Origin of the sequence: Pseudoflavonifractor phocaeensis, from assembly GCF_016901735.1 — a bacterium.
Taxonomy (GTDB): Bacteria; Bacillota; Clostridia; order Oscillospirales; family Oscillospiraceae; genus Pseudoflavonifractor_A.
The window spans coordinates 1-22225 of sequence record NZ_JACLZC010000051.1; the positions used below are offsets into that span (position 1 = coordinate 1).

18 protein-coding genes, 2 pseudogenes and 1 CRISPR repeat array are annotated in these 22225 nt (G+C 57.1%); of the genes and pseudogenes, 7 read left to right on the forward strand and 13 right to left on the reverse strand.

What is annotated here, in order from left to right; translation table 11 throughout:
- The first annotated feature begins 268 nt into the window (after positions 1-268).
- From H7U37_RS10930 to H7U37_RS10940, 3 genes are read left to right on the forward strand one after another with little or no spacing between them, the layout of a single operon-like run.
- Positions 269-1111 (forward strand): DegV family protein, encoded by an 843-nt coding sequence (locus H7U37_RS10930; protein WP_204875636.1) that lies wholly within the window; start codon positions 269-271, stop codon positions 1109-1111.
- On the forward strand, positions 1108-1920 hold the full coding sequence (locus H7U37_RS10935; protein WP_204875637.1) for a YlmH family RNA-binding protein: 813 nt from the start codon (positions 1108-1110) through the stop codon (positions 1918-1920). Before H7U37_RS10930 ends, H7U37_RS10935 begins: the two co-directional genes overlap by 4 nt.
- Positions 1921-1953: 33 nt before the next feature.
- Positions 1954-2163: a DUF896 domain-containing protein gene (locus tag H7U37_RS10940; RefSeq protein ID WP_207752000.1), complete on the forward strand. Its 210-nt coding sequence runs from the start codon at positions 1954-1956 to the stop codon at positions 2161-2163.
- A gap of 178 nt (positions 2164-2341) precedes the next feature.
- Here the strand turns inward: H7U37_RS10940 and H7U37_RS10945 are convergent, their stop codons facing one another.
- Both H7U37_RS10945 and ytvI read right to left on the reverse strand, forming a co-directional pair.
- Positions 2342-3928, reverse strand: coding sequence for a S1C family serine protease (locus tag H7U37_RS10945; RefSeq protein ID WP_243413585.1), 1587 nt, complete (start codon positions 3926-3928; stop codon positions 2342-2344).
- Between the two features lie 175 nt (positions 3929-4103).
- Positions 4104-5279 carry a sporulation integral membrane protein YtvI gene (gene ytvI / locus H7U37_RS10950; RefSeq protein ID WP_204875638.1) on the reverse strand — a complete coding sequence of 392 codons (1176 nt, stop codon included), beginning with the start codon at positions 5277-5279 and terminating at the stop codon, positions 4104-4106.
- Positions 5280-5433: 154 nt separating this feature from the next.
- Between ytvI and H7U37_RS10955 the strand changes: the two genes are divergently transcribed.
- Positions 5434-6360 carry an AEC family transporter gene (locus H7U37_RS10955; RefSeq protein WP_204875639.1) on the forward strand — a complete coding sequence of 309 codons (927 nt, stop codon included), beginning with the start codon at positions 5434-5436 and terminating at the stop codon, positions 6358-6360.
- Positions 6361-6507: 147 nt separating this feature from the next.
- Here the strand turns inward: H7U37_RS10955 and H7U37_RS10960 are convergent.
- The 3 genes and pseudogenes from H7U37_RS10960 to H7U37_RS10970 form a co-directional block, all read right to left on the reverse strand.
- Positions 6508-6591, reverse strand: a pseudogene (locus H7U37_RS10960) (DUF933 domain-containing protein); the annotation flags it as partial.
- A gap of 130 nt (positions 6592-6721) precedes the next feature.
- Positions 6722-7831 (reverse strand): redox-regulated ATPase YchF, encoded by a 1110-nt coding sequence (gene ychF, locus H7U37_RS10965; RefSeq protein ID WP_204875641.1) that lies wholly within the window; start codon positions 7829-7831, stop codon positions 6722-6724.
- A gap of 161 nt (positions 7832-7992) precedes the next feature.
- Positions 7993-9045, reverse strand: coding sequence for an S-layer homology domain-containing protein (locus H7U37_RS10970; RefSeq protein ID WP_204875642.1), 1053 nt, complete (start codon positions 9043-9045; stop codon positions 7993-7995).
- Positions 9046-9260: 215 nt separating this feature from the next.
- On the opposite strand from H7U37_RS10970, the gene H7U37_RS10975 reads away from it, so the two are divergent.
- The 3 genes and pseudogenes from H7U37_RS10975 to H7U37_RS10985 all read left to right on the forward strand — a co-directional run.
- The gene (locus tag H7U37_RS10975; protein ID WP_338049825.1) at positions 9261-9539 is read left to right on the forward strand and encodes a DUF1294 domain-containing protein; all 279 of its coding nucleotides are present in this window, start codon (positions 9261-9263) and stop codon (positions 9537-9539) included.
- Positions 9540-9824: 285 nt separating this feature from the next.
- A complete protein-coding gene (locus tag H7U37_RS10980; protein WP_204875643.1) occupies positions 9825-10829 on the forward strand; it encodes an InlB B-repeat-containing protein in 1005 nt (334 codons plus the stop codon).
- Between the two features lie 320 nt (positions 10830-11149).
- Positions 11150-11272, forward strand: a pseudogene (locus tag H7U37_RS10985) (sporulation transcriptional regulator SpoIIID); the annotation flags it as partial.
- 103 nt (positions 11273-11375) lie between these two features.
- Positions 11376-13136: direct repeats of the CRISPR family, unit length 32 nt; unit sequence ATTTCAATTCACGCCCCTGCGAGAGGGGCGAC.
- Between the two features lie 174 nt (positions 13137-13310).
- Here H7U37_RS10985 and cas2 read toward each other — a convergent pair.
- The 8 genes from cas2 to H7U37_RS11025 all read right to left on the reverse strand — a co-directional run bounded on the left by cas2 (position 13311) and on the right by H7U37_RS11025 (position 21956).
- Positions 13311-13601, reverse strand: a complete 291-nt coding sequence (gene cas2 / locus H7U37_RS10990) for a CRISPR-associated endonuclease Cas2 (RefSeq protein ID WP_204875645.1) — start codon at positions 13599-13601, stop codon at positions 13311-13313.
- Between the two features lie 3 nt (positions 13602-13604).
- Positions 13605-14624: a type I-C CRISPR-associated endonuclease Cas1c gene (gene cas1c / locus H7U37_RS10995; RefSeq protein ID WP_204875646.1), complete on the reverse strand. Its 1020-nt coding sequence runs from the start codon at positions 14622-14624 to the stop codon at positions 13605-13607.
- Positions 14621-15289, reverse strand: a complete 669-nt coding sequence (cas4, locus tag H7U37_RS11000; RefSeq protein ID WP_204875647.1) for a CRISPR-associated protein Cas4 — start codon at positions 15287-15289, stop codon at positions 14621-14623. The genes cas1c and cas4 overlap by 4 nt, the downstream gene beginning before the upstream one ends.
- Positions 15276-16271 carry a type I-C CRISPR-associated protein Cas7/Csd2 gene (gene cas7c, locus H7U37_RS11005; RefSeq protein WP_204875649.1) on the reverse strand — a complete coding sequence of 332 codons (996 nt, stop codon included), beginning with the start codon at positions 16269-16271 and terminating at the stop codon, positions 15276-15278. Before cas7c ends, cas4 begins: the two co-directional genes overlap by 14 nt.
- A gap of 3 nt (positions 16272-16274) precedes the next feature.
- Positions 16275-18068, reverse strand: a complete 1794-nt coding sequence (gene cas8c / locus H7U37_RS11010; protein ID WP_204875651.1) for a type I-C CRISPR-associated protein Cas8c/Csd1 — start codon at positions 18066-18068, stop codon at positions 16275-16277.
- Positions 18062-18712, reverse strand: a complete 651-nt coding sequence (gene cas5c, locus H7U37_RS11015; protein ID WP_204875653.1) for a type I-C CRISPR-associated protein Cas5c — start codon at positions 18710-18712, stop codon at positions 18062-18064. The genes cas8c and cas5c overlap by 7 nt, the downstream gene beginning before the upstream one ends.
- 143 nt (positions 18713-18855) lie before the next feature.
- Entirely contained in the window at positions 18856-21069 is a 2214-nt protein-coding gene (cas3, locus tag H7U37_RS11020; RefSeq protein ID WP_204875655.1) for a CRISPR-associated helicase Cas3', read from the reverse strand.
- A gap of 38 nt (positions 21070-21107) precedes the next feature.
- Entirely contained in the window at positions 21108-21956 is an 849-nt protein-coding gene (locus H7U37_RS11025) for a helix-turn-helix domain-containing protein (RefSeq protein ID WP_204875656.1), read from the reverse strand.
- Positions 21957-22225 lie beyond the last annotated feature (269 nt).

A 22225-nucleotide genomic window follows, 5' to 3' on the forward strand; every position in this document is an offset into this window, starting at 1 on the left:
CCCCGGCACCCGCCCCCAGGGCCAGCGTACACACCGCCGCCGTGGCCATAAAACAGGCACCGCCCTGCCGCAGCACCCTGCCCCAGTCCAGCTCCCCTCGTCTCATTCCTTGTCCTCCTCTCTTCTGTGCGTTTTGTACGGACAATCTATGCGCTTCATAGGCGGGATATGTCTTTCCTTTCCCTTGCACTTTATTTCGTCCTTCGGTATAATGGCACCAGGAACCCACCATAAATGCCTATGAACATGATAAAGAGAGGTTTTTACCATGATCCATATTCTGACCGACAGCACCAGCGATATCGGCCTGACCCGCGCCGCCCAGCTGGGGGTGGAGATTCTGCCCCTGACCGTCCTTTTCGGGGAGGAGAGCTTCCGAGACGGGGTGGACATCACCAGCGAGGAATTCTTTGACCGGCTCTCCAAGGCGGACACCCTGCCCACCACCGCCCAGATCCCCCCTGAAACCTTCGTGGACGCCTTCCAGCGCCTCACCGCCGACGGCGGACAGGTATTGGGGCTCTTTATTTCCAGCGAGATGTCCGGTACTTACCAGTCCGCCATGATCGCCCGGGGCATCGTGGGGGAGGAGAACATCGCCATCGTGGACACCCACACCGTCACCTTCGGCCTGGGTCTGCTGGTGGAGACCGCCTGCCGTCTGCGGGACCAGGGTTTCTCCCTGGCCGAGCTGGCGGCGGAGATGGAAGCCCTGGCCCCCCGCTGCCGTCTGCTGGCGGTGGTGGATACCCTGCGCTACCTGAAAATGGGGGGCCGCATCTCGGGCGTCACCGCCATGGTGGGCGGTATCCTGGGCATCACTCCCATCATCTCCATCGAAAACGGCCTGGTGGTGTCGGTGGGCAAGAGCCGGGGCCGCAAGGCGGGCTTCCAGTTCATCCGCAAGTGGCTGGAGGAAAAAGAGGCCATCGACACCTCCCTCCCCGTGGCCTTCGGCCATACCAACATGCCCTCCGCCATGGAGGAGTGCATGGCCTTCTTCCAAAAGGAGACCGCCGGCGCGCAGCTGTGCCCCAGCAGCATCGGCGCGGTGGTGGGCACCCATGTGGGCCCCGGCGCGGCCGGCCTGGCCTACTTTGTAAAGACATGAAGCGGAGCAAGACCGAGCTTTTAGACCGGCTGGCCCGGGACGGGGAGAGCCGGCTGCTGCTGGCCCGGACGCTGGACAAGCTGGACGAGGCGCAAAAGCGGAACATCCCCGCCCACACCCACTTTTTGTCCCCCTCGGAACGTGCGGATGTGGAAAATCTGATCGCCGCGGCGGGACATCCCTCCCACCTCTTTTACGGGGGCTTCCCCGAAGCGGAGCGGACGGTATGCTGGTTTTTGCCCGACTGGCAAACGCCGGAGGATGTGCTGGCGCTGGAAGGGCAGGGGGAGGGGACGCTGCGGGCCCTGCGGTGTACCTTTCCCGCCGACAGCGGACTGAGCCACCGGGATTTTTTAGGGGCCATTCTGGGCCAGGGCATCACCCGGGAGACCATCGGTGACCTGCTGGTCTTTTCCGACCACTGCGACATCCTTCTTCTGGGGGAGGTGGAGGATTTTCTGCTCCTCCACCTGGAGAGCGCCGGCCGGACCAAGCTGAAAACGGTCCCTCTTCCGCTGGAGGCGGTGGAGCCGCCGGCGGTGACGGTCAAAACCATCCGGGATACGGTGTCCTCCCCACGGCTGGACGCGGCGGCGGCAACGGGGTTTTCCACCTCCCGTGGAAAGGCCGCCGAGCTCATCGCCGCCGGGCGGGTGCAGCTCAACCACCGGGAATGCGCCAAGCCGGACCGGCCGGTCCAGGCGGGCGACGTGATCTCCTGCCGGGGGCTGGGCAAATGCCGGGTCAAGTCCCTGGGCAGCCCCACCAAAAAGGGCCGCATCCCCATTGAGTTGGAGCGGTACCTCTGACCGCTTTGAAAGAAAAGAAAGGAACGCAACACCATGATCTCTCAAGAACAGATCGACCGCATCAACGCCCTGGCCCGCAAGGCCAAGACCCCCGAGGGCCTGACCCCCGAGGAACGGACCGAGCAGGCCATTTTACGCCAGGCCTATGTGGCGGCGGTCCGCAAGAACCTGGAGGCCCAGCTGGACAACACCTACATTGTGGAGCCGGACGGCACCAAGCACCGCCTCACCCCAAAGGACTGAGGAGATAAGAGATATAAAGATAAGAGATGGGGCGCGTCTTTGCTGTCCTGAGCCCCCCTCTTTCTTCAAACGGCAAAAGCAGGCCCCGGACCGATGGTCCGGGGCTTGTCCGGGGCCAGATTTAAGCTTTCTTTGCCTACTTTCTTTCTCGAAAGAAAGTAGGGCGAAAGGAAGGAGGTTAGTAGCCGAAGCCGCCGAAGGGGTTCCCGTATCCCCAGCCGCTGGAGCCCTGGGTGGCGCCGCTCTGGGCGTCGGTGTCGGTGGCGGTATCAGTGGTGGTGGTGTCCGGCGCGGCCTCGTCAAAGGTGATCTCCACCGTGTCGGTCTTGCCGTTGCGGTCCAGGGTGAGTGTGGCGGTATCGCCCGCCTTATAGTTCTTGAGGGCGCCCTTCAGGTCGCTGATCTGGGTGATCTCGGTACCGTCAATGGCGGTAATGATGTCGCCCTGCTGGAGTCCGGCCTTCTCGGCGGCGGAACCCTCTTCCACGCTGTTGACGTACACACCCACCGGCCAGCCGTAGCGGGCCGCGTCGCTCTGGGTAACGGTGGCCACGGTGGTGCCCATGGAGGGCTTACCGGTCACATAGCCGTATTCAATGATGCTGGTCACCATGTCCTTGATGTCGTTGATGGGGATGGCAAAGCCCAGGCCCTCAATGGAGGCCTCGCTGGAGGAACCGGAGGAGGACAGCTTGGCGGAGGTGATGCCCACCACCTCGCCGTACTGGTTGAAGAGGGGGCCGCCGGAGTTGCCCGAGTTGATGGCGGTGTCGGTCTGGATCATGTTCATGACCTCGCCGTCGGTCATGGTGATGTTGCGGTCCAGGGCGGAGACATAGCCCACGGTAAAGCTGTACGTCAGCTCACCCAGAGGGTTACCGATGGCGCACACCTGGTCGCCCACATGGAGGGCGGAGGAGTCGCCCAGCACCACGGGGGTCAGGCCGGTGGCCTCAATCTTCAGCACGGCGATGTCCTGCTCCTCATCGCCGCCCACCAGCTTGGCCTGGTAGCTGTCGCCGTTGATGAAGGCCACTTCAATGGAGTCCGCGCCGTCAATGACGTGGTAGTTGGTCAGGATGTAGCCGTCGGAGCTGATGACGAAGCCGGAGCCGGCGGCGGCCTCGGAGACGGGCTGGCCCCAATAGTTGGTGGTCACCAGTTCGGTGGTGATACCCACGGTGGAGCCCACGTTGGTGGCGTAGATCTCGGGGAGGGTCAGGGTGGTCTGTCCGTCGATGCTGGCCATCTTGACGGCGGTGGGCACCACGGTGCCCTCATAGAGGGTGGTGGAGCCGCCAAACAGTCTGCCGGTGGCCGCCAGGGTGCCTACCGTACCCACCATGCCGCCCAGCAGCGCCAGGCACAGGCCAAGGGCAACAAATTTTGCCGCGCCCTTTTTCTTTTTCTTTCTGGGGGGCTGAGGCGGTACGCTGCCCATGGGGGAATCGCCGTTCATGCCGTTATAATAAGGAGGCACATTGCCGCCGCCAAAATTCTGAGGCTGGGGAACCCATCCCGCGCCGTTCATCGGCTGGCCGGCGTTGTTCTGGTACATGTTCTGGTCATTCACCGGCTGGCCGGCGTTCTGGTACACGTTCTGGTCATTCACCGGCTGGCCGGCATTCTGGTACACGTTCTGGTCATTCACCGGCTGGCCGGCGTTCTGGTACACGTTCTGCGCATCCGCGGGGGAGACAGGCTCCTGCGGCGCGGCGGAAGAATGGTTGGGATTATATTCAGACTCAAACCGATCGTCATACATAACTTATCGTTCCTTTCATAACCTTGCTTCCTGAAGGTGTCTCAAGAATACCCGATAATTATGTATAAATCATGAAGAAACTTTACACGTTTTTTGAATTCCCCTTTTTCGGAAAGGAGCTGAAACTTTTTTTATAGAACAGCGCGGTTATAGGCCTGCGGCACGGGAAAGCGGCTTATTTTTTTGCCTCCTTTTCCTGCTCCGGCCGGTGGCGGAGGAAGGCGGCCAGATCGGTGGCCGCCAGGCGCAGATCCTCCGCCGTCGGGCGGAAAATCCCCAGCCGGACCACACTCAGCAGCACCATACACGCCACCGGCCCCAGGATCATCCCCAGCACCCCCGCCAGACGCATTCCCACATAAATGCTGATAAGAGACAAAATGGGGGAGAGGCCCGTCTGGTCGCCCACGAATTTGGGCTCGGCCACCCGGCGGAACAGGGCGATGATTCCCCAAATGACCAGCAGCTCCACGGCGTGGCGCACCTCGCCGGTGAGCAGGTCAATGACCGCCCAGGGGACCATGACGGTGCCCGCGCCGATAATGGGGATAAAATCCATCACCGCCAGCAAAAAGGCCAGCAGCAGATTATAGGGCTGTCCAATGATGACAAAGCCCACCAGTAAAATGAAAAAGACCACCACCGACAAAAAGAACTGGGCCCGGACATAGCCGCCGAAGGCGGAGGAGGCGGCCTCCTTGACCTCACCCAAAAATTGGCGGGAGCCGGTGGGGAAGATGCGGGAGATCCGATAGCGGATGGCGGGATAGTCGGCGCTGATGAAATAAGAGCCCATCAAAAAGACCACCGCCGCCACCAAAAAGGAGGGGGTCTCCCGCACCAGCACCGCCGCGCCCACACCCGCCGCCGAAAGCAGCGTGGGCAACCACTCCTGAAGCCAGGCGGTCAGCTGGGTCAGCAGCTGCTCGCCGAACGCCAGGACCTCCTCAGGCACCAAACCGAAGGTGTTGGACAAAAAGGCGCTGAGGGCGTCCCCCGCCTCCTGAAACTGGAGGATAAGGGCCTGATAGTTGTTGGCCAGACTCATCAGCTCGGTTGCAATGTTCCAGATGAAAACGGCCACGATCCCGCTGACACCGCCTAAAATCAGCAGGATGACCAGCAGCGACCAGAATTTGCGGGAAATCCCCAGCTTTTTTTGCAGGGTCCGCACCAGGGGATTGAGCATCCAGGCCACCCCGAAAGCCAGCACAAAGGGCATAAACAGGGACAGCAGCGGCGGACCGGCATAGACCACCAGCAAAATTACCGCCGCCGCCAGCAGCAGCCGCACCACCAGGCGGAGCCACAGCCGGCCCCGCTCCCGCCAGGAGAGTTCCCGTCCTTCCAAAGCGATCAGCCTCCTTTATTCGCTTCTTCTTTTGAGTATAACACGGCTTTCCCTGTACCGATACAGGAAATTGAGAAATTCTGCTCTTTATCTTTTAGAAAAGGCAGGGTATAATAGTGCGTCCGGTTTTGGCCGGCGGAAAGGAGTTTCTCATATGCTGGAACGGATCTGGGTGGTTTTTTCTCAGGTCATCACCCTGTTTTTGCTGATGGGGGTGGGATTTTTCCTTGCCAGGAAAAATAAGCTCACCTCCCACGGTGTGACTGAATGTACCTATCTGCTGCTCTATTTTGTGGCCCCCTGTATTATCATCGAGTCCCTCCAGGTGGACCGGGACCCCCAGCTCACCCATTCGGTCCTGCTGTGCGTGGCCGCCTCGGTGGGCCTGTATCTCCTCTATATCCTCATGTCTCTTCCCACCTTCCGCAAACAGCCCCCCAAGACCCGTTCGGTCCTCCAGTTCGGCGCGGTATACGGCAACCTGGGCTTTATGGGCATCCCCCTGGTCCAGGCGGTGCTGGGGGACGACGCGGTGGTCTTTGTGGTCTTTGTACTGGCCATCTTTACCGTCACCTACTGGATCCACGGCGTCTTTATCATGGGCGGTCCCTCCGCCCTCTCCCTGAAGAGCACCTTCCTCAATCCCGGCGTCATTCCGCTGCTCATCGCCCTGCCCCTCTTCCTCACCGGCTGGCGTCTGCCCTCCATGGTCAACTCCGCCGTCTCCTTCCTGGCCGACCTGAATACCCCCCTGGCCATGGTGGTCATCGGCGCCCAGATGGCCCGCAGCGACCTTTTGTCCATCTTCCGGCAGCCCCGGCTGTACGCCTCCTGCGCCTTCCGGCTCCTCCTCTGCCCGGCGGTGACCGCCCTGGTCCTGCTGCCCCTGCACATGGACCCCCTGCTCTACGCCACCATGGTTATCCTGGCCGGCACCCCCACCGCCGGCGTCACCAGTATGTTTGCCCAGCGCTTTGAGCAGGACACCCCCTCCGCCGCCCAGCTGGTCTCCCTGTCCACCCTGCTGTCCGTCGTGACCCTCCCCCTATGCGCCGCCCTGGCAGAGGCTTTGACCAGATAAGAGATAAGAGATAGGGAAAGGCTCTGTGACTTTTTCCTATCTCTATTTTTATAAAAGTGTAAAACGGTTTGCTGAAAAACAAAAAGAGATAAGAGATGAGGAACGTCCTCTATCTCTTATCTCTTCTCTTTTTATCTCTTATCTCCCTCAGACGTTGAAGCGGAACAGGACGATGTCTCCGTCCTTCATCACGTACTCCTTGCCCTCGGACCGCACCAGGCCCTTTTTTCCCACGGAAGCCAAGGCTTCCGCGGGAGCCCTGTTTCATCTGCTCGGGGCAAATGAATTGCCCCTGCGCCAAGATTTTGACTTGCGTCAAAATACTTGTACGCCGCAGCCGCGGCGAGTAAGGAAAAGGGCCTTAGACGTTGAAGCGGAACAGGACGATGTCGCCGTCCTTCATCACGTACTCCTTGCCCTCGGACCGCACCAGGCCCTTTTCCTTGGCGGCGTTCATGGAGCCGTTGGCCTTCAGATCGTCGAAGGACACCACCTCGGCGCGGATGAAGCCCCGCTCAAAGTCGGTGTGGATCTTACCGGCGGCCTGGGGGGCCTTGGTGCCCTTCTTGATGGTCCAGGCCCGGCACTCGTCCTCGCCGGCGGTGAGGAAGGAGATGAGGCCCAGCAGGGCGTAGCTGGCCTTGATGAGCCGGTCCAGACCGGACTCGGACACCCCCAGGTCCTCCAGGAACATGGCCTTTTCCTCGCCCTCCAGCTCGGCGATCTCCGCCTCCAGCTTGGCGCAGACGGGGAGCACCTGGGCCTCCTCCTTGGCGGCCAGCTCCTCCACGATCTTGTAGTAGGGGTTGGACTGGCAGTCGGCGAAGCCCTCCTCGTCCAGGTTGGCGGCATAGATAATGGGTTTTAAGCTCAAAAGCTCGCTGGTGGCGATGAGGGCGGCGTCGTCCTCGTCACACTGGAAGGAGCGGGCGGAGTTGCCGTCGTTGAGCCAGTCCCGCAGGGCGGAGAACACCTCCACCTCGTGGAGGAACTTCTTGTCCCCCTTGGAGGCCTTCTGGGCCTTGTCGATGCGGCGCTCCACCATCTCCACGTCGGCCATGATGAGCTCGATGTCGATGACGGCGATGTCGCCGGCGGGGTCCACGGGCACGTTGGTGCTGGTATCGGCCACCACGTGCATGATGTTCTCATCGTCAAAGCAGCGGACCACATGGACGATGGCGTCGCAGGCCCGGATGTTGGCCAAAAACTTGTTGCCCAGGCCCTGGCCCTGGCTGGCGCCCTTGACCAGACCGGCGATGTCCACAAACTCCACCACGGCGGGGGTGGTTTTCTTGGGCTTATAGAAGTCGGACAGCCAGTCCAGGCGGCTGTCGGGCACGGCCACCACGCCCACGTTGGGGTCAATGGTGCAGAAGGGATAGTTGGCGCTCTCGGCGCCGGCGTTGGTGATGGCGTTGAACAGGGTGCTCTTGCCTACATTGGGCAGTCCCACAATGCCTAATTTCATCGGTAAAAACCCTCTTTCGGTGTGTTAGCCCTGCTATTATATCCCATCACCGTCCAAAAGGCAATACGGAGAAAAGAGTGAAGAGTGAGGAGTGAAAAGTGGAGATGGCGGCATCCTGTCACCGCCGGCGTCCCCCTATCTCTTCTCTTTTCTCTCTTCTCTCACATTGCCAGGTCGAAGGAGTCCATCAGGCCCAGCAGGGCGGTCAGGTCCGCGCCCTCCGGCCAGGCCAGGTCGATCACGCAGGTGGTCTGGCTGTTCTCCACCACATAGACCGCGTGGGTGAGTCCGTTTTCCACATAGCCGAAGGACACCGCCGCCAGGCCGCGGAACAGGTCATAGCCGGGCTGGATGGTGAGGTTCACGCCGCCCTGGGCGCTGACCAGCCCGTCGAGGTGGGAAATGGCCGCCTCGTCCAGGCTCTGGGTCCGGCCGGCGGTGGTGATGGTCACCTTCTGGCCGTTTCCGGCGGCGGTAAAGACATTGCCGCTGAACTTGCTCTGCCAGCCCTGGGGGACGTTGACGCGGTACACGCCGTCGGGACTTTCCACACTGTTTGCGTAGGATGTGGAAACCACCGTCTTGCGGCTCTCCGGCAGAGCCAGGCGGGTGAGGATGGCGGCGGCGCTGGCCCGGTCGATGGTGTTTTCCGGCTGGAAGGTGCCGGTGTCGCTGCCGGTGAGAACGCCGGCGTTATAGAGGAGATAGATCTCGCTGGCGGAATCGGTGTTCTGGTCCACGTCCATCAGGTCGCCGATGCGGTTGATGCGGGTGAGCTCGGTGGCGGGGAGGGCCCAGGCGAAGAGGCCGGCCATATCGGCGCGGGTGGCGGGGGCGGTGTAGTCCTTATACTCGCCGCGGGTCAGAATCCCCTGCTCCAGGGCGTAATTTACGGCGTTTTGGTACCAGGGCTGACAGTCGGTGGTGGGGACCGGGTCACCCTCGTAAATGGCGCAGGTCTTGGCGGCCATGGTGACCGCCTCCCCCAGGGTCAGGGTGCCGTTGGGGTCAAACACGCCGCCGCTCTTGCCGTTCATGAGCCCCAGCTCCACCACCTGTTGGACATAAGGGGCATACCAGGCGGAATCGGCCACGTCGGGGAAGGGGGTATAGGAGATGGACGGGGAGAAGGACGACATGCCGGCGGCCAGGCTGGGCACGGTCAGGCTCACCGCCAGGGCGGCGGCAGCCAGGGGACGCAGGATACGGTTCATGAAAGGGGTTCCTCCTTTGATGGTTTCTGACAGATTAGTCGTATTTTACGCCCATTTGTTCCCGTTGGGAAGGGCGGTTTTTCCGCAGAGCACCCACGCAGTGAGTTTTCCACATTTTGCACAGGTTTTCCACATACGTTAAGGAAAACTACTTGTCAGATTTTTCGGGAACTGGTATACTGGACGGAGCTTTCGTCGAAGGGAGGTGGAGCAAGGTGCAGAAGCTGCTCCTGTGCGCGGCAGCGGTATGGCTGCTGGCGGCGAATGTATGCGGGTTCATCCTCATGGGTGTGGATAAGTCCAGGGCAAAACGGGACGCCTGGCGCATCCCGGAAAAAAACTTTTTCCTCACGGCCCTGCTGGGCGGCAGCGTGGGGACCATCATGGGGATGTTCTTTTTTCACCATAAGACCAAGCACTGGTATTTCCGGTTGGGACTGCCCGCCATTTTCCTCGTTCAGCTGGCCGCCGCCCTCTGGCTGCTCAATCGCTGAGCGCATCGTAAAGCACCCCCCGGCGTCATCGGCGCCAGGGGGTGTGTCTGTCTGTACGCACTCCTTTTTACATACGGACCTCTCTTTTTTTCCTTGTGTAACTGCACAAAATATGCTACGATAAAAAAGCCGTAATTCATTCATTTTCCAAAATAGTAGAAAATATCCCTGCCGTCCCGTTCCTGCGGCAGGGCAGAAATGAATGAGAGCTGGAACGTTCCGGTTCTGCCGGCGCTCCGGCAGACAGGCCGTCCCACCATGAATGGAAAAGGAGGAAAACAAGTGATGAGAAAAAGAATCCTGGCGATTTTCCTGAGCGCTTGCATGGCCCTTTGCCTTCTGCCCACAGCAGCCCTTGCAGCCTCGACACAGGCGGCGGATCCCTTCCTCTACGCCTTCGACTCTCCCTACGGCGATATCCAGCTGGAGATCCGTGCCTCGGACGATGAGACGGTGGTGGAACTGGGTGAGGCGACGAACTCCATTCGGCTCACCCAGGGGCAGATGGATGAGTACGAGGCCGCCGGTCAGGTGGTCTATCTGCGGGCCATTCCCGAAGAGGGCTATGGCTTTGCCGGATGGACCGGCATGCTGAGCTGGTCCATGAGTCCCAATCCCTTCTGCGTCACCAACCTCAACCGCAACAATACTTACTATATGACGGCCACCTTCCATCCCCTGGTCACCGTGACCTTTGATCCCGGCGACCATGGCCGTCTGGCAGACGGCGAGGCGAATTCCGACACCGTCGTCTCCGACTACTGGTATGATTGGCTGAACTTCCCCGAGCTGGTGGTGGACGACGGCTATCGGTTTACCGGCTGGCGGAACAGCGTGGATAACGAGATCTACAAATCCGTCGCCGATGAAGTGCCCGCAAGCTGGGACGGCGCCGTCCTTACCGCCCAGTATGAGGAAGTCAGCTACCAGATCAAGGAGATTGACGTCACCATAGGCGCCGGTCTGGCGGAAGAGATGCCCAATCTGATGAAGTGCGACATTCTGCACGCCGAGTACGGCGGCGACTACATTCTGCTCAGCGGCTACAACGGACACTTCACCACTCCCTGGATCGCCGACTACTGGCATGGCATTCCCAACAGCCTGACCAGCCTGGTGGATACCCCCGCGGAAGCCCAGGACTTTTTCGGCGGCTTTACCGCCATGAAAACCGTTCCTTTCTGGTCCACCTGGAAGGGCTGGCTGGACGGCGGCAAGATCGTGGATGCCTATGTAAGCGGCACCACCCTCTATCTGACGCTGGACACCCCCCGGCCCGCGTCTAACTGAACGGCGAAAAATTCAAATGAGCTGATTTCACTCCTGAGGCCCCGGCGGAGGTTTCGCCGGGGCCTCAGATCATAGGCAAAAAATGAAACTGCTCCCTTTATGTCGGACCGGGCATGGTCCGGCATAAGGGGAGCATAAAATTTTGTCAGAAAATGTGCGGTTTTATTTTTCAAACAAAGGCTTGATCTTTCCCCGGAGCGTGTTGGGAGGAGAACTCCTGTCCTTGCGGAATGCCTCCCCGGCTATCTTTTTCCATCATGTTTTTCATTCCCCCTTCATAGGATAGGGCAACAGCTCAGAGGGATAGGGAGTGCATGTCTTTGAAGGGGAATATCGAGGAGCGGGCCTGTGCTCTGGCCTGTTACATCATTGAGAATCGCACCACCGTGCGCGCCGCCGCCAAGGTATTCGGTGTCTCTAAATCTACGGTACATACAGAAGTGATCAAATAGAACGGTTAATATGGAGTATCCACTAAAAGGAGCAGCGCCGGTCAAGGAAAGATCGGCGCTGCTTTTGTCGGCTCAAATTGTATTTCAATGTTCTTTTTCAATTCACGCCCCTGCGAGAGGGGCGACGATCTGCACCCGCACCGAGGACACCAAGCCCAGTCTATTTCAATTCACGCCCCTGCGAGAGGGGCGACCAGAGCATAGCGTCCGTCCTCGCCGCGCACAAATTTCAATTCACGCCCCTGCGAGAGGGGCGACCCCATCGACCGGGAGCATGCGGGGACGCTGGCGATTTCAATTCACGCCCCTGCGAGAGGGGCGACCAGGACAAGCGCACAGAGTAGTACATCCGTACGTATTTCAATTCACGCCCCTGCGAGAGGGGCGACGCTCGCCAGACTGCTTCCCGTCTCCATCTTCAATATTTCAATTCACGCCCCTGCGAGAGGGGCGACGAGAGACTGGAGATTAAGGTCACCAACTGCCGCAAATTTCAATTCACGCCCCTGCGAGAGGGGCGACGAGTTGCAGGGAACGGGGACGGAGAAGAGGACAAATTTCAATTCACGCCCCTGCGAGAGGGGCGACAAACCGAATAAGTGTCCAGGCTGGACACCAAAAACATTTCAATTCACGCCCCTGCGAGAGGGGCGACCGGACGAAGTCGCCGGAGGCCAGGGCCAGCTGATCGGTATTTCAATTCACGCCCCTGCGAGAGGGGCGACCAAGCTCTTTGAGGCTCTCGGTCTCGCCGGTAAAATTTCAATTCACGCCCCTGCGAGAGGGGCGACATCTTTGATGAACTGTGGGCGAACAAGAAAGGTATTTCAATTCACGCCCCTGCGAGAGGGGCGACGGAAACGGATTCGTCTGATATAGCGCCTTCTGATTTCAATTCACGCCCCTGCGAGAGGGGCGACCCGGACTCCATGGCGTGGGCAAGAAAGGAGCTTATTTCAATTCACGCCCCTGCGAGAGGGGCGACCTGGCTTGCCTACGCCTACCCGCCCGCCCACATTATTTCAATTCACGCCCCTGCGAGAGGGGCGACTTTGACTGTAAGTTCTCAAAGCAGCCAGCCGAGAATTTCAATTCACGCCCCTGCGAGAGGGGCGACGGGCAACCTGCAATCCCTGTGCAAGCGCTGCCATATTTCAATTCACGCCCCTGCGAGAGGGGCGACAAATTATACTTATGAGGATTTGGCGAGGTATATATTTCAATTCACGCCCCTGCGAGAGGGGCGACTTAGCCGCAATACATTGCCTGTCCCGCATAATGGATTTCAATTCACGCCCCTGCGAGAGGGGCGACGTGGGGCGTGCCGACCTACGGCCCACGGGGCGCGGCTTATTTCAATTCACGCCCCTGCGAGAGGGGCGACGTCCCGCTCTGCGGGAGGCCCTTATCGCCAATCTCATTTCAATTCACGCCCCTGCGAGAGGGGCGACCAGAACAAGCGCGCAGAGTAGTACATACGTTTGTATTTCAATTCACGCCCCTGCGAGAGGGGCGACCAGATGAGCAAATAAGGCTGCTGGGCGTGGCTACCGATTTCAATTCACGCCCCTGCGAGAGGGGCGACCTGGTGCTCGCGCACCGCAAGCGCGCCACATCAACAAATTTCAATTCACGCCCCTGCGAGAGGGGCGACGCATAAGTATGCAATCCATGATATACTGGCCCTGTATTTCAATTCACGCCCCTGCGAGAGGGGCGACGGTGGGCAAATAGCCTGCTGGGCGTGGCTACCGATTTCAATTCACGCCCCTGCGAGAGGGGCGACACGGCGGTGACGTACCGTTACGGAGGTGGATATGATAATTTCAATTCACGCCCCTGCGAGAGGGGCGACAGCAAAATTAGACAAAATATGTCTAGTATTTTGCCGCATTTATAACAAAAATAAACTGTTTTGAGGGAAAAATCGTAACAGCAGATCGCGAGTCTCCGGATTCTTCCGTTAGATTCTCTCGTTTTTCTGCGCCTACCTCCCGGGATTTCCTGTATGGGCGAAGTAGGCGCACAATTACAGCAGCAAAGCTTCCCCCGCTTGTACTAAAGGGGTACGCCCCATGGTTTCAATCTTATGCTGATAGGAATTTCCCAGGCGATAAAATCGAACAGAGTCTCGCTCATGGTCAATGATTTTGGAAAGCTCCGCTTTCAGTACTACCAGCTGTGCGGCATCCACCAGCACCTCGAATACGGAATTTTGCACCCGAACCCCACTTCGCTCACATAGCTTGGCCACTTTGCGTAAACGTTTTGCCCCCTGCGCATCGGTGGTATCCACATCATAAGTAATCACCAGCAGCATATGCTACCTCCAGGCAAAGGGCGGATATCGATCCAGATCTCCCCGAAGAACCCGGGCAAACAGCATGGCCTGGGCATAGGGGATCATTCCGATGGGGATTTTTTCACGGAGAAACGGGTGTTGAACCGTCTCTGCCTTTCGCTTCTGCCAGCTGCTCAGTACGGTGCGTCTGCCGCGGTCGTTTAAAAACACCGCTTCCGAATCCGTTTCAAAGTCCTTTTCTCCAAGCTGTCCCAGATTCAGCAGTGACAGGGTAAATCGGTCGCATAGCGGGGCCCGCAATTCCTCGATGAAATCCAGGGCAAAGGAGGGCCTGCCCGGACGCAGGGTATGGAGATAGCCCGCCGCCGGGTCCAGTCCCACGGTTTCCAGCGCGGAAGAAATTTCTCGCGTCAACAGCGTGTAGACAAAGGATAACACCGCATTCACTTCGTTTCTGGGTGGCCTGCGGCTCCGCGCTTCAAACCGAAACCCGGCGGGACTATGTATCATGAAATCAAACTGGGAAAAATAGATGGCCGCCGCTGCGCCCTCAATTCCCCGCATAGCGTCAATCGAATCGCAGGATTCCAACTGAACCGCCAGCCCGCTGAGCCGGTTGGCGGCCTGCGTCAGCGATTGGAATGCCTCCTGATTTTTTCGGGCGGCGCGCAAAAGGACGGTTTTGCTGTTTCTGATTTTACCAAGCAGGATATCCCGTACCAGCTGGTTGGCAAACTCCGGTTTGCCAATCCTTTCATACTGCTTTTTCCGCAGCAGCACATTGCCGCTGACCGGACCGTAAAACCGGCCGCAAAAATGTCCATGCGGCGATAAAAAGGTGATAGAAATTCCCCTTTCCCCGCAAAATTCCAGCAGGGGTGTGGAAACTGTCATCTGTCCGAAACAGACAATGGCTTCTATATCCTTAGCTGGAACAGCGGTCTTTTCCTCACCGCCGATCTTGACCGCAATCGTCTCGTTCCGGTAGAACAGATAGCTGTCTGGGGTCAGGAGATAGAGCGTGTTGAGTAATTTTTTCAAATTGTTTCCATCTCCTTTGCCTCCTGTGCCAATTGTTCACAGTAAGCGCGGGCAGACTGCCGGACGCCGGGCAGACAATATTCCAGCAGGGAACACCGTCTGCATTTTTGGGAATAATCGGCTGACGGGACCGACAGCGTCTCCCGAATCCGGTGCAGTTCCTTTGCCGTCTCCCGTACCAACCGGCGCAGGGGTTCATCCAAAAGTACCGTTTGCCGGCGGTGGGACGAAAGATAAAAGATCGCGCCCTCCGGAATAGCGGTGCGGTACATTTCTTCCAGACACATGGCCTGTGCACAAAGCTGCATTTTATACTCCTGCTCGTCCCGCAGCTTTCCGTGTTTGTACTCCACGGGATAGAGCCGCACCGGAAAATCCACTGGAGGAATCCGGCATCCGGAGGGATCTGCCTGGGCTTCAATCAGATCACATTTTCCACAAATGCCGAGTGTATCGGAGAAAACAGCGTATTCAAAGAGTTTTACCTGGCTGCCCCGGCGCTCGATTCGCTGGGTGTGGACGCTTTCGTGTTCCTTCCGTCCTTTGGCCGTGTCTGCGTTTTCCACCCAGATGCGCTCATTCAGCAGAAGGCCGACTCTTCTTGGGCAATAGCCCGTTTGGGACAGATAAGAAAGGGGCAGATATTCCGGGTCATTCAGCGGCATGGAACCAATTCTCCTCCTCCGGAAGCTTTCCCCAGGTCGTAGTACCCTGATAGGTTCGGAATCCCACTTCCACTCCAGCCGGGACATGCTGCAAATCAATGGCAGCATCATAGTCTCGGTAGGAACGGGGCACTTCCACACTGGGCTTTTGTGCGACCTTGACCAGCTCAAACAGCTTATGAGCCGGGGCACAGCCCAGTTTTGCCTGGCGGATACGCTGCTGCTCGTCTGTGTCCGTTCCCACATGCTTGAACAGAATCACCGGAGATACCACGGACATTTCTCCCTTGCTGGCCGAGTGGTCATGTTCGTACATATTAAGAATCGCTTCCAGCAGAATATTCAAATCTTTATCGTCAAAGCCGGTCTCGGCGGCAAGATTTGCACTGATAAACCCGCGCACCTCGTAAAGGCCGAAGGGGATTAGCTGTTTGCGGCCCATGGTACGCAGGGAATCCTCGTCCCGTTTTGCTTCGTCAGCCTCATAATCCGCCACTTTTCCGCCTTTTACATCTTCTGCAATGGCCATACGGGTGATGGAGATGTCAAGAGGCAGGATGGGGTCCAGACTCTTGCCAAATGTGATCTGCACCGGGCCCCGCACCTGTCCGGCGTTGGGGCCGGTGGACATCACCGCGCCGAAGGTGCGCACATCGTAATAGAGCGCACATGCCTTCTTCCGGCCCTGATAGATGGCCTCCTTGCTTTTGGCACACTCGTCCACCCCCGCTTCACGCTTGGCAACCGCGATGTGCCGGTTGATATTGGTGCCCTGCTGGATGATGATGCCCATTCCGGGCTGGTCGCCATAGGCGGTCTCCACATAGTTGCGGATGCGGCGTTTGGTGGCTACGTCGGTGATAAACCCCTGCATGGTCTGGGGATCGACGCGTGGCGCGTTGCCCATGTCGGGGTCGCCGTTAGGGTTGGCGTTGGTACAGGCGACATAGTACAGGAACTCATAGCGATTCTGAATGGCCATAACTTACTCCTCCTCGTGGTCTTTTTCATTGGTGGCTTTCTTGGTCAACCGCGCCCGGCGTTCGCTGTTCAAAGCGGCGGACATCTGATAATATCCCAGGGCGAATAGGGACTGTTCTGGCAGTGCCAGTACCGTTGGAATCTGGTCTCCAATGCAGGCGCTGATGTCGGCAAGCCTGGAGGCGTAGGCGTCTGCTGCCGCTTTGTTTTCCAGTTTGGCAAGGTGGTGGGTGGACATTTTGGCCAACCGCCCCAATACCAGCGCGGGAGTCTGCTGAGCGGACGCGAAGAAGCGCTGTACCACGGTGACATTCACGTTAGGATAGGCCCTGCGCTGCAACTCTGCATAGACCGCCACCATAGCGCCAATGTGGTAGACGGGGTTGGGATGGTTGGGATTGTACTCCGACATAAGATTAGCCTCCTTGTGGGTTCGAATCAGCCAGACTTTCAGCCACTGGCAGGAAATGGGATCTGGAACCAACTGACCATTTCTGTCCGGGTCCTCTGTGCGCATTTGGGAGCGGATGCGCTGGAGCGCCCGGACGGCAACGGAATCAGGCAGCCCCGTTCCGTGTATGATGGCATAGAAAACAGGGGTGGTCAGACCGGGAAGCTCCTTTTGCAGCCGGTCAAACACCTTTTTGTCGGAGTTCTGCCGTTTTAAAAGACGGATCAGGCGGGCGGCCAGCTTTACCGGCTTCAGATCTCCCGTACCGCTTGCGTTCACCAGCCGCAGGTCGGCATACCACCGGTCCAGATTGGCTTTCAGCTCCTCATAGGAGCCCTGGGTAAACTGACGGACCAATACCCGGCCGTTTGCTCCGCTGAGAAGCAGGATATAGTACCGGTTGGGAAGATCGGCGACGGCCTGTCCGCTTTCCACCGAGCGGACCAGTGAATCGGCATCCCGCCGGGCCTGCACCATCACAGCCCGGTCGTATTCTTCCTCCGGGCCGCTTTCCTCTTCGTCCTCTTCGTCGGACAACAGACTGCCGAAAATGGGCGGCAGGGGATCTGGCAGCTGTTTCGGCAAAGGTTTATCATACCAATGGACAAATTTTATGCCCGCAAGGGGCGGTGCGTCTTTCAATAAAGTATCCAGCGCCACCTTGACCTGGGCAAAAGCCTCCTCGGAAACCGGGGCGTTGGCGCTTTTTTTCAGGCCGTAGGAGCAGAACGCCGGTTTATCGAAGCAGATCAGCGCATCACCCCTGGGATGGCCGCCCACCACAGCAAGGCCAGCATTGGGAGGGACAGTAGCCATAGGGATGGTGGTCTGTCCGGTAATCAGGCAGAGGGAAGCGTCCTTTGCCTGGCCGGGCTTTTGGAACTGATGGCGGTAGGTCTCCCACCAAGCCTCCACCGCGGGGCATTCCACCAGATAGATATTGTCCACCATGAAGGAAATCCGGTCCGAAGACTTGATTTTGTGTTGTTCCAGTGCGGCTGCCATGTCCGCGCAGCACTGGGGATCATCGAGGGCTTTGCAGCAGATTTCCGCCAGAGGCTCCTGTGTCCCCAGGTCCTTCAGTCCCTCCCGGAAAAACCGGCTTTTGGGCGAAGGCTCCGCCGGAAAGACCACGCTAACCTTTTCCACCAACAGGTTGCTCTTGTCGGTTCCGTTAGCCAGGCTTCCAATATCGGGGCAGCGGAAGGGGGTGACGCCGTCGATCCGCACCCCCACGAAGCGGCCGTCTCCGGTCAGGCAGAGGAACGCCTTGATGGTTTTTTCGGCGTAACCGGCGGGCAGCACCAGGTCCATTCGCTTGGCGTAGTCATACAGTGCTCTCAGCACAGGAGACCACCCCCTGTTTTCAGCACCTGCGGGTCGTCATAAGGGGGCACTTCAATGATGCCCTGTTTCATCACGGCGTGGAAGAGGGAGAGCTTCGGGCAAGTCTTTTTTCGGAGGGCAAAGTCGTGGAGATCGAATACATCATAGACCATCAGACCCGCGTCGTAATCCTCCGGAATGGGTTGGCGGATGCCGTCGCTCTCCTCAAAGTAGGCAGCAAATTCGCGAAGTCCCATACACGGCTGCATAAAGCATTTTCCGCTGCGGATGCGGCGCAGCGCCTGCCGATAGAGTTGGCTCTCCGTGCCGGAAAAATCCGGACGGGGGCAGATAACGGCGGTAATGCGGTAGCGCACATCTTTCAGAGCGGTGGTCTGCCGCTGGGTGCGGCAGTCGTCGGTGTTGACAGGTTTGTCGGAAACGGTCTCCTTCACCTCATTGCGCTTAAAACTAATGTAGGAAATAGGGGAGAGCACCTCAATTTTGGTCACTTGCCAGTAGAATTCTTTCGGCTTACTGTAAATGGCGGACAGCATTCCTCTGGCTGCCGACGGCGTGGGAAACGGGTAGGATAGTCGCTCCACTTTTTCATAGGGAGGCGAAAAACAGGCAAAATCTCCCCAGAATTCAACACATACTTCCAAATAATCCCCTTCTTTCCCAGTTTTGTTCATTTATAAACAAAACTTATAATATTATAATTATTTCAATTCTCAACCTAAAATTCTCAGGTTAATTAAAATATTATAACTTTGGCACAGCTTTTTCAATTGAACTTTTCCATAAATCACCAAAACAAATTTTGTAAACTTTGTTCGGCAGGCGGGCAGAACCCCATTTTGGAATTATAGCAGTCCTCCTGACCGGACAGGACTGCATAATAGGGGCTTTCCCGGTTTTCCAGACGGCCTGCACCCGCAAAATAGAGCGGTTCACAAACACGTTCCGCCAATTCCCGGTCATAACAGGTGACCGTCAGCGGTGCAGCCGTCCGCAGCAGGGCCTTGGTAAGACCTGTCTCAAGCGCTTGGGCGCGCACTTTTTGATAAAGCGCTTTCTGCCCTTCATAGGGTACAAGTGCCTGGATTCCCCCTTGTTGTATGAGCCGGTACGTTTGGGACACGACCGGAAAATCCCGCTCAGCAATGGCCCGCTCCAATGTCTGAGATTTGCTATCACCTCGAAAAGCACCAAATAACTGTCGATAATACCGCCGGATACAATCGGGGTCGTTGAGATCAATCGCTTGCTGCATCTGCATGGCGCGGACGACAGTTGCTCCGTTTTCATAATGGGAATCGGGATAAAGCCGCTCTTCCTCCGGCACAAAGATGAAAATTTCCCCACAGGCTGCCGTACCGTTCCGGTTACATCGCCCGGCGGCCTGAATTATCGCTTCCAGCGGCGCCAATGCTCGATATAGCTGCTGAAAATCCAAATCCACACCAGCTTCGATACATTGCGTGGATACTACCCGGCAGGGGAGTCTTTCTTTCTGGCGCCGGTGAATGGTCTGGATAACTTCTGTCCGATGCGCCGGACAAAGGTCCGTACTGAGCAGGAATAACTCCTCCTCTGGGCAGCGCTCTGCTAAGGCGCGATAGAGCTTTCGGGCATGAGCGCGAAGGTTAACAATGGCGCATACGTTTTGATTCTGCGCCATTTTTTCTGCAATCACTTCCAGTGGAGTCATGGTATCAATGTTCCACCGTGCCGATGTACGCCGTAACGCTTTATAAAAATTTCGGTGCTCCGGCAGCAGTTCTGCAGCGGGCCAGCTAATTTCCCGCAACCCGGTATAGTCTGGCTGTGTGGCGGTGGAAAAAACCACACTGCACCCATAGCGGGCACAGAGTACCTCCATGGTTTTCAGCGTAGGCGTCAACAGGGAAACCGGCAGGCTCTGTGCTTCATCAAATAGAATCACGCTGTTTGCCACATTATGAAGCTTTCGGCAGTCGGCGGGATGATCTGAAAACAGCGCTTCAAAAAAGCGCACAGAAGTAGTAATAAGAAAGGGCTGATCCCAGCGGGCGGCGTGTTCTCTCAGTTCCTCCGGCAGCTTGGACTGACTATGGTCTTCCATTACCTGAGGTATAATTTTCCGGTACACATGGGCGCTCTGCTCGATGAGGCTGAGAAAAGGCAGCACAACAATAATGCGGCGCTTCCCCGTATACTGACAGTGGCGCAGAGCAAAGTGAAGCAGCGCCAGGGTCTTTCCAGTGCCGGTTGGAGCTGTCAGGGTAAATAATCCGCCGTTCTGTTCTCCGGCCTGTCCACAGCGCTCAAAGAGTTGGGTACGGAATTGGTTCAGCATTGGGTCAGCTCCGGAATTTTTTCGAAGCGCTTCACAGTGGTTATACAGATTTTTCAAAGCAGTGGATATGTCCAGCGGCGGGCCCTCTTCCGGAGGTGTGTGGGAAGAAGCTGTATAATCGGCATCTATCAGACAGGAAAACAGCATTCGGGTATACAGCATATCGTCTTCCGGACTGGTAAAAGAATTTTGCGGCGAAATCGCCTTACTTTTTGGAATGCGGAAATCCGGAAAATCCGAACGGAAGGCTTCCGCTGCTTCCTGATAGGCTTTCACACCGCATAGCGCCGCCTGTTTTCCGCCGGAAGTTGTGACCGGTCCTTCTGTTTGGAGAATAGTATCCAGTATCCCGGCCATATCTTCCTGACTGATAAGGTGAGAATGGTGGGCGGCAACGGCTTCAATCATGGGACGAAATACTTTTTTTCGAAAGGTATACAGGAACGCAGCACTGCTGATCGCGTGATCGATACCGCTCTGGGTACCTTGCAGTACCTTTTGAAACGCTGAGCTGTACTTACCGAAATCATGAAATAATCCGCACAGTCCTGCCGGAATTTCCGCTTCAAAAGTCTTTCCATATATTTGAGCAAGAGATCCTACTGCCTGTAAATGTTTTTTTACCGTCTCCTGTGCGTCATCTTTTTGAGATGATTTTGCGTAATATATCATATCGATCATCTACTTTTTATGGTGTTGAATATGGGCATATTGCTACCTTATTTTTGCTTTTTCTTTTGTATTTTATGGTGGGCCTGTGCTCGGGCCTTTCCCCTCATATTGTTAGGATTCTTTAGCAGCTTGGACAGGCTCAGTATCCGCATAAACGCTGAGAAATCCTCGGAAGCAATCTTGTCAAATGGAATTTGCATCTGGTCGCAAAACTCATGAATCACCCGTTCCTCATTACTGCCCAGCTGCATGGCACGGTCAAACTTTTCCTTGACCTCTGTGAAAGTCGGCTGCGAATCAGCGGTGGTACGGTCGGTGACATGAGCCTGACGAATATCCTGAACGATACTGTCCAGATCATCATGGATCGTGTGGCTGAAAAAATCACTCTCCTGTACCTGGCCGAGCTCCAGCGTGCGGACATAAAGGTCGTTATCCCCCGGCGCATGACTGCGGATCACTTCCTGCCGGGTGGCCTCCAGCACCAGATTCATCTGGGCAATTCGCATATCGGCGATCCGGTCAACGAAAATCTCAATATCCGTCATCAGTCGCTGGAAGTTCTCATGTGTGGCAATCTCACACAGCAGCCGGTTGTTGATTTTTCCGCTGCTCAATAATGTAACCATATCATCACTCAAATGCAGGGCCTGAAGCTCTGTGTTTGGGTGATTTTTATTTTCCGACAACCCCATCAGGTAATCGGTGGACACCCCATAAAATTCCGCCAGCGTAGCGATGGCAAAGGGACTGATGTCCTTATAGTCGTCGCTCTCATATTTGCTGAGAGCAGATTTGGAAAGCCCTGTCTGCTCGGCCAGCTGCTCCAGGGTTAGGTGCTTATCCACCACCCGCAAATCCTTTAATCGTTCCGGGATAGACAGTTTTGTGTGCATCCACAATCCCCCTCTCATCAGGAAAATCCTTCCGTTTATCATCATTATACCATGATTCCATAAGCGTGGAAATATGCTGATTTCAAGCCATTTTCCATCGTTTTGGAGATACGGGAGAGAGCCTGTTTTTTCGGTAAAATGAGTTTTGTCAGGAGACATAGAACCTTGCTACGAAAATAAGTAGCGAGGGCGTGAACCTTGACAAACAGGCTTTCAACGCCTCATGAAAAACCATCGCAGCACAAAAAGCGGCAGGCCAAAACCTGTCG

Bases quoted from the DNA above. Each gene is read 5' to 3' on its own strand.
- H7U37_RS10930 (WP_204875636.1), top strand. From the start codon at position 269: ATGATCCATATTCTGACCGACAGCACCAGCGATATCGGCCTGACCCGC.
- H7U37_RS10935 (WP_204875637.1), top strand. From the start codon at position 1,108: ATGAAGCGGAGCAAGACCGAGCTTTTAGACCGGCTGGCCCGGGACGGG.
- H7U37_RS10940 (WP_207752000.1), top strand. From the start codon at position 1,954: ATGATCTCTCAAGAACAGATCGACCGCATCAACGCCCTGGCCCGCAAG.
- H7U37_RS10945 (WP_243413585.1), bottom strand. From the start codon at position 3,928: ATGTATGACGATCGGTTTGAGTCTGAATATAATCCCAACCATTCTTCC.
- H7U37_RS10955 (WP_204875639.1), top strand. From the start codon at position 5,434: ATGCTGGAACGGATCTGGGTGGTTTTTTCTCAGGTCATCACCCTGTTT.
- ychF (WP_204875641.1), bottom strand. From the start codon at position 7,831: ATGAAATTAGGCATTGTGGGACTGCCCAATGTAGGCAAGAGCACCCTG.
- H7U37_RS10970 (WP_204875642.1), bottom strand. From the start codon at position 9,045: ATGAACCGTATCCTGCGTCCCCTGGCTGCCGCCGCCCTGGCGGTGAGC.
- H7U37_RS10980 (WP_204875643.1), top strand. From the start codon at position 9,825: ATGAGAAAAAGAATCCTGGCGATTTTCCTGAGCGCTTGCATGGCCCTT.
- cas2 (WP_204875645.1), bottom strand. From the start codon at position 13,601: ATGCTGCTGGTGATTACTTATGATGTGGATACCACCGATGCGCAGGGG.
- cas4 (WP_204875647.1), bottom strand. From the start codon at position 15,289: ATGCCGCTGAATGACCCGGAATATCTGCCCCTTTCTTATCTGTCCCAA.
- cas7c (WP_204875649.1), bottom strand. From the start codon at position 16,271: ATGGCCATTCAGAATCGCTATGAGTTCCTGTACTATGTCGCCTGTACC.
- cas3 (WP_204875655.1), bottom strand. From the start codon at position 21,069: ATGATCGATATGATATATTACGCAAAATCATCTCAAAAAGATGACGCA.
- H7U37_RS11025 (WP_204875656.1), bottom strand. From the start codon at position 21,956: ATGCACACAAAACTGTCTATCCCGGAACGATTAAAGGATTTGCGGGTG.